Source organism: Phenylobacterium sp., assembly GCF_035944335.1.
Taxonomy (GTDB): Bacteria; Pseudomonadota; Alphaproteobacteria; order Caulobacterales; family Caulobacteraceae; genus Phenylobacterium.
In genome coordinates, this window is record NZ_DASZBG010000073.1 from 26,273 (window position 1) to 33,206 (window position 6,934).

Annotated in this window: 3 protein-coding genes; all 3 read left to right on the top strand. The window is 70.8% G+C overall.

Annotated features, from left to right (window positions below; all coding sequences use genetic code 11):
• Positions 1-24 precede the first annotated feature (24 nt).
• On the top strand, positions 25-618 hold the full coding sequence (locus VGT80_RS12365; RefSeq protein ID WP_327456200.1) for a TetR-like C-terminal domain-containing protein: 594 nt from the start codon (positions 25-27) through the stop codon (positions 616-618).
• A 153-nt stretch (positions 619-771) separates the two neighbouring features.
• Positions 772-1,911, top strand: a complete 1,140-nt coding sequence (locus VGT80_RS12370; RefSeq protein ID WP_327456202.1) for an AI-2E family transporter — start codon at positions 772-774, stop codon at positions 1,909-1,911.
• A 194-nt stretch (positions 1,912-2,105) separates the two neighbouring features.
• Positions 2,106-6,934: NAD-glutamate dehydrogenase (locus tag VGT80_RS12375; protein ID WP_327456204.1), on the top strand; the 4,829-nt coding region annotated here is incomplete at its 3' end.

A 6,934-nucleotide genomic window follows, 5' to 3' on the forward strand; every position in this document is an offset into this window, starting at 1 on the left:
TGTTAGCTATGTCAACATCGGCCTGTGAGTCGACCCGGCTATCACCATGGAGACCTGCGCGAGGGCCTGGTCCGCGCCGCGCGGGCGGCCGTCGAGGCGGGCGGGCCCGAAGCTGTCTCGCTGCGGGAACTGGCCCAGAGCCTGGGCGTCTCCACAGCCGCCCCCTATCGCCACTTCCGCGACCGTCGCGCCTTGCTCGCCGCCGTGGCCGCGGAGGGGTTCTCCGAACTGGTCGCGGCCTACAAGCGGGCGCGAGCGCAAGGCGGTGTCCCGATGGTGGTCATGCGCAACACCGCTCGGGTCTATCTAGCGCTGGCGTTCGCCCAGCCGGGCATGTTCCGCCTGATGTTCGACAGCGACATCCTGAGCGGCGAGCCGCCGCCGAGCCTGACCGACCCGGCGATGGAGGCCTGGGTGGAGTTCTGCCGCACCGTATCCATCGTCGATCCGACGGCGGACGAGCGCACGGTGAAACGCCGCGCGGTCACCGGCTGGTCGACCCTGCACGGCTACGTCACCCTGGCGCAGGCCGGCCGGCTGGCGGGCTTCATGACCGAACCCTTGACCGAGGCCGATCTGCTCGAGGCGATCCTCGACAAGGCGCTCACCGAGGCATGAGGCCGGCGTGGGACGGCGCGACCGCGGTGCGCCCGATCGTATTTTCCAGGCAAGATCCCTCCCATTCAGCGCGAAACAGGGCTAGACGAGCCGCGCATTGACGGCGGCTCGGCCGCCGGGGACAGTCCTCCCGACCGCTTCGCGAAAGCCTGCATGCCCGCCTTCCAGCCTTCCGCCGTCTCCCGCAACGCGCTGGTCATCATCGCGGTGATCCTCGCGGGCGCCGCGGCCTCGTGGCTCTCGGGCATCCTGACGCCGCTGGCGCTGGCCATCTTCCTGGCGATCATGATCGACGGCTTCGCCCGGGTGCTGGAGCACCGGCTGCCGGGCATCTCGCGCCGCGCGGCCCTGCCGCTGGCGCTGCTGCTCTCGGTGGTGCTGTTCGGCGGCGCGACCTTCATGATCGTCTCCCGCGCGCCGGACTTCTTCAGCCAGCTCATCGACTTCGCGCCCAAACTGATGGCGCTGATCGGCAAGATCGCCGGCCACGTGGGGGTGCGGGTGCCGCGCACCGTGGCCGAGCTGGTCCGCCAGCTCGATCCCGCGCAGTACCTGGGCGATGTCGCCCGGGCGCTGCAGAGCTTCACCTCCACGGCCGCCTTCGTCCTGGTCTACCTGGGTTTCATCCTGGCCTCGCGGCGCGGCTTCGAGCGCAAGATCGTCGGCCTGTTCCCCGCCCGACCCGAGCGGCAGGAGGCCATGGCGCAGTTCCTGCGGATGCGCGACGCCGTGGAACAGTACCTGTGGGTGCAGACCCTCACAGGCCTGATCGTCGCCGGCCTCTCGTGGATCGCCATGGCCGCGGTCGGCCTCAACAACTCGGTGTTCTGGGCCTTCCTGATCTTCCTGGCCGTCTACATCCCGGTGATCGGCGGCACCTTCGCCGGCATCGCGCCGCCGCTGTTCGCCCTGATGCAGTTCGACAGCTATTGGCCGGCCATCATCCTGCTCGTCGCCCTGCAGGCCATCGGCATCATCATCGGCAATGTCATCTATCCGCGCATGCAGGGCCGCAGCCTCAACATCGATCCCATCGTCGTGCTGCTGGCGCTGGCCTTCTGGGGGGCGATCTGGGGCATCGCCGGCATGTTCCTGTCGACCCCGCTGACCGTCATGGCGATGGTGATCCTCGCCCAGTTCGACGGCACCCGCTGGGTGGCGGTCCTGCTCTCCGCCGACGGCGACCCGCAGCAGCTCAAGAACCGCGCGCCGGACCAGGCGCCGGACGAAGCCCCCACGCAGTCCGATCCCCCGCTTCCGGAGGCCGGACGACCCAATCTGAGCCATACGTGACCAAAGGCCTTCATTTTGCGCGATTGCTTCCCATCTAAGGTCGGTCCTGGCCTGCATGGCCCGGACGGCAGCGTCCGACCCCCAAGCCCACGGACGCAGCGAGCAGAGGCTTCGCCGCTCCCCCACGGCGCAGCCGCGCGCCGCCGGACACTCTCCTCCGGCGGCGCCCTCGCCGCCCTTGCCGGATCCGCCCGATGAGCCGCCGCCCCAGCCCCGCCGCCGCGCGCGCGGGCGCCATCGTGCGCGCCGTCATGGCCGCGCTCGACGAGGACGCCGCCCAGGACGCGGCCCGCGACTTCGCCAGCCAGGCCGCCGCCGACGCCGCGCCGGACGAGCTGCCCGAACTCTCCACGCCGGAGCTGGCCGCCAACCTCGCCGACTTCTGGCGCTACGGCGAACGCCGCCGCGGCCGCGCGCCCTCGATCCGCATCGTCCCTGCGCTGGGCCGCAAGGGCGGGCTCGATCGCCTGGAGATCGTCCAGGACGACGCGCCCTTCCTGGTCGATTCCGTCATGGGGGAGATCGCCGACCAGGGCCTGTCGGTCCGCGCCATGTTCCACCCGATCGTCGAGGTGCGCCGCGACCGCGCCGGCGTCCGCGGGACGACGGGGACGCCTCGCCGTGAATCGCTGATCCAGGTGATCCTCGAGCCGGTGGGCTCCGACCGAGAGGCCGACCTGATCCGCGGCCTGAAGGCGACGCTGGCCGACGTGCGCGCCGCCGTCGACGACTTCCCGGCCATGCTCGAACTGATGCGCCGCACACTGGCGGAGACCCGGGCCCACCCGGCGAAGGTCTCGGAGGAGGAGAGCGCCTTCCTGGGCTGGCTCGAAGCCGAGCAGTTCGTGTTCCTGGGCGCCCGCGTCTACGAATATCCGCGCCTGGCCAACGGCGACTACGCGCCGGAAGAGCCGGTCTACAAGGCCAAGGACGGTCTGGGCGTGCTGCGCGATCCGGAGCGCACCGTGCTGCGCCGCGCCCACGAGCCGGCCCTGCGCATGGGCGACGTCAAGGAGCGGATCGTCAAGGATCCCGCGGTGACGGTGGCCAAGGCCAACACCCGCAGCCGCGTGCACCGCCGGGCCTACCTCGATTACGTCGGGGTCAAACGCTACGACGACAAGGGCCGGCCCAGCGGCGAGGTCCGCTTCGTGGGCCTGTTCACCGCCGAGGCCTATGACGAGCCGGCGCTCGACGTGCCGCTGATCCGCGCCAAGCTGCGCCGCGTGCTCGACCGCGCCGCCGTCGCGCCCGGCAGCCATAACGAGAAGCGGCTGAAGAACATCCTGGAGAACCATCCCCGGGACGAGCTCTTCCAGATCGGCGAGGACGAGCTGCTCGATCAGTCGATGGGCATCCTGCACCTCTATGACCGGCCACGCGTCGGCCTGTTCGAGCGGCGCGACCCGTTCGATCGCTTCGCCTCGGTGCTCCTGTACCTGCCGAAGGACCGCTACACCTCCGACCTCGAGGCCCGCGCCGGGCGCATCCTGGCCGGCGCCTACGGCGGCCACGTCTCGGCCTCCTATCCGAGCTTCTCGGACGGGGCCCTGGCGCGCGTGCACTACATCGTGGGCTTCACGCCTGGCCAGCACGCCTGGCCCGACCTCAAGGCTGTCGAGGCCGAGATCGCCGAGGCGGCCCGCACCTGGGAGGATCGTTTCGAAGCCGCGGTCCGCGCCAAGATCATCGATCCCGAGGCGCTCGCCAAGACCCTGCTGCGCTACCGCCTGGCCTTCCCGGCCGGCTACAAGGACCGGTTCGACGCCGACGAGGCCCTGGAAGACCTGGCCGTCATCGAGGCCATGGGCACGCGCGAGACCATCCGCGTGCGGGCCTATCGCACGGCGAAGGATTCCAGCCTCCAGTTCCGCTTCAAGCTCTACCTGGCCGGCGAGCCCGCGCCGCTCGCCGACGTCCTGCCGATCCTCGACAACATGGGGCTGAAAGCGCTGGCCGAGGCCGGCTTCCCGGTCAGCGCCGGCGGTGGGCCGCCGATCTGGGTGCACGACTTCGAGATCGAGGACCCGCGCGGCGGCAGCCTGGTGTTCGCCGAGATCAAACAGGCCTTCGAGGACGCGGTGGTCGCCGTCTGGTGCGGCAAGACCGAGAACGACGGCTTCAACCGCCTGGTGCTGGCGCTGTCCATGCCCTGGCGCGACGCCGCCCTGGTCCGCGCGCTCGCCCGCTTCCGCCAGCAGTCCGGCCTCGACCCCAGCCAGCGGGTGCAGGAGGAGGCGCTGGCCGTCCACGCCGATGTGACCCGTCTGATCCTCAAGCTGTTCGCCGCCCGCTTCGATCCGGCCGCCGGCGGCGACATCGCGGCGCGCCAGAAGGCGACCGAGCGGCTAATGGGTCAGATCACGGAGGCCCTTCAGGCTGTCGAAAGCCTGGACCACGACCGCGTTCTGCGCCGCATCGCGGCCCTGGTGGCCGCCAGCCAGCGGACCAACTTCTATCAGCCCGGCGAGGACGGCGGCCCGAAGCCCTACATCGCCTTCAAGGTGGCGAGCGGCCAGCTCGCCGACCTGCCGGCCCCCAAGCCGTTCCGCGAGATCTTCGTCTGGAGCGTCGGCGTCGAGGGCGTCCACCTGCGGTTCGGCCCGGTCGCCCGCGGCGGCCTGCGCTGGTCCGACCGGCGCGACGACTTCCGCACCGAGGTGCTGGGGCTGGTGAAAGCCCAGCAGGTGAAGAACGCGGTGATCGTGCCGGTCGGCTCCAAGGGCGGCTTCTTCCCCAAGCTGCTGCCGAAGGCCGGCTCCCCCGACGCCGTCCGCGCCGAGGGCGTGCGCGCCTACAAGACGTTCCTCGCGGGCCTGCTCGACATCACCGACAACCTGACGCCCGACGGCAAGGTCACCCATCCGAAGGGCGTGATCGTCCACGACGGGGACGACCCCTATCTGGTGGTCGCCGCCGACAAGGGCACGGCGACCTTCTCCGACATCGCCAATGAGGTGGCCGAGAGCTACGGCTTCTGGCTGGGCGACGCCTTCGCCTCGGGGGGTTCGGCGGGCTACGACCACAAGGCCATGGGCATCACGGCCAAGGGCGCCTGGGAGGCGGTGAAGCGTCACTTCCGCGAGCTTGGCAAGGATATCCAAAGGGAGCCCTTCACGGTCGTGGGCGTCGGCGACATGTCCGGCGACGTGTTCGGCAATGGCATGCTGCTGTCGAAGGAAACCCGCCTCCTGGCCGCCTTCGACCACCGTCACATCTTCCTCGACCCCGATCCCGATCCGAAGAAGTCCTGGGCCGAGCGCAAGCGCCTGTTCGGCCTCGCCCGCTCGTCGTGGGACGACTATGACCGCAAGGCGATCTCGAAGGGCGGCGGGGTCTTCCCGCGCACGCTGAAGTCGATCCCCCTGAGCGTCGAAATCCGCAAGGTTCTGGAGATCGGCGCCGAGTCGCTGGCGCCCACCGACCTGATCAACGCCATCCTCAAGGCGCCGGCCGAACTGCTCTACCTCGGCGGCATCGGCACCTATGTGAAGGCCAGGACCGAGGCCAATACCGAGGTCGGCGACAAGACCAACGACGCGCTCAGGGTCAACGGCTCGGAGCTGCGGGTGAAGGTGGTCGGCGAGGGCGCCAACCTCGGCGTGACCCAGGCCGGCCGCATCGAGTTCGCGCTTGCGGGCGGCCGGATCGAGACCGACGCCATCGACAATTCCGCCGGTGTCGACACCTCCGACCACGAGGTGAACATCAAGATCCTCACCGGCATGCTGGAGCGCACCGGCACGCTGAACCGCAAGAGGCGCGACACCCTCTTGCAATCGATGACCGACGAGGTCGCCGCGCACGTGCTGTCGCACAACTACGACCAGACCCTGGCGCTCTCGCTGATGGAGATGGATGCGCCGGGCGAGCTGGAACCCCACGCTCGCTTCATGGCCGATCTGGAGGCCGCCGGCCGTCTGGACCGCGCCGTCGAGGGCCTGCCCGACGCCGCCACGATCTTGGAGCGCCAACAGGCGGGGCGTGGCCTCACCCGGCCGGAGCTCTCGGTGCTGCTGGCCTATGGCAAGCTCGAGCTGAAGCGCGAGCTGGTGGCCTCGAGCCTGCCCGACGATCCCTTCTACGAGGGCGTGCTGGAGGACTATTTCCCCAAGGCGCTGCGCCGCTACCGCGAGCCCATGCGCCGCCACCGGCTCCGCCGCGAGATCATCGCCACCGTCGTCGCCAACGACGTCATCAACCGCTGCGGGCCCAGCTTCCCGGGCCGGCTGATGGCGGCCGCAGGCTGTGACGTGCGCGCCTTTGCGGCGGGCTACGAGGCGGCCAAGGCCGTGCTGGAGTTCGAGGCGCTGTGGGCCACGGTCAACGCCCTCGACGGCAAGGTCCCCGCGGCCGGGCAGATGGCGCTCTATCGCCGGCTCACCGCGGCCCTGCGCGGGGCCGCCTTCTGGCTGGCGCGGCGCGCGGCGCGGGAGAACCTCGACGTCGCGGCGCTCACCAAGCGCTATGCCGCCGGCTTCAAGCGGCTGCGCGGCCTGATGCCCGGCGTCGCCTCCAAGGTGGAGCAGGAGGCGATCGCCGCCCGCGCCCGCCAGCTCACCGACGCCGGGGCGCCGGAAGCCGCAGCCCAGGCCGCCGCCGTCCTGCAGTCGCTGACCACCGCCGCCGATCTCGTCGACCTGGCGGAGGCCTCCAGCTGGCCGCTGCCCAATGTCGGACGGCTCTACCACCAGGCCGGCGCGGCCTTCGCCTTCGACCGGCTGCGCGCCGCGGCCGCCGGCTACTCGGTGGGCGACGCCTTCGAGCGCACGGCGCTCCGCCGCTTGCTGGAGGATATGCTGACCGAGCAAGCCCTGTTGACCCGCGAGGTGATGGGCTTCGCCGGCTCCGCCCAGGCGGGCGAGGACGCCGAGCACGCGGCGAAAGCCGTCAGCGCCTGGGCCGCCCTGCGCGGCGACAAGGCCGACGCCGCCCGCCGCACGGTCGAGGAGATCGACCAGGCCGGCGGTCCCTGGACCTTCGCCAAGCTCACCATAGCCAACGCCGCCCTGCGCGAACTGAC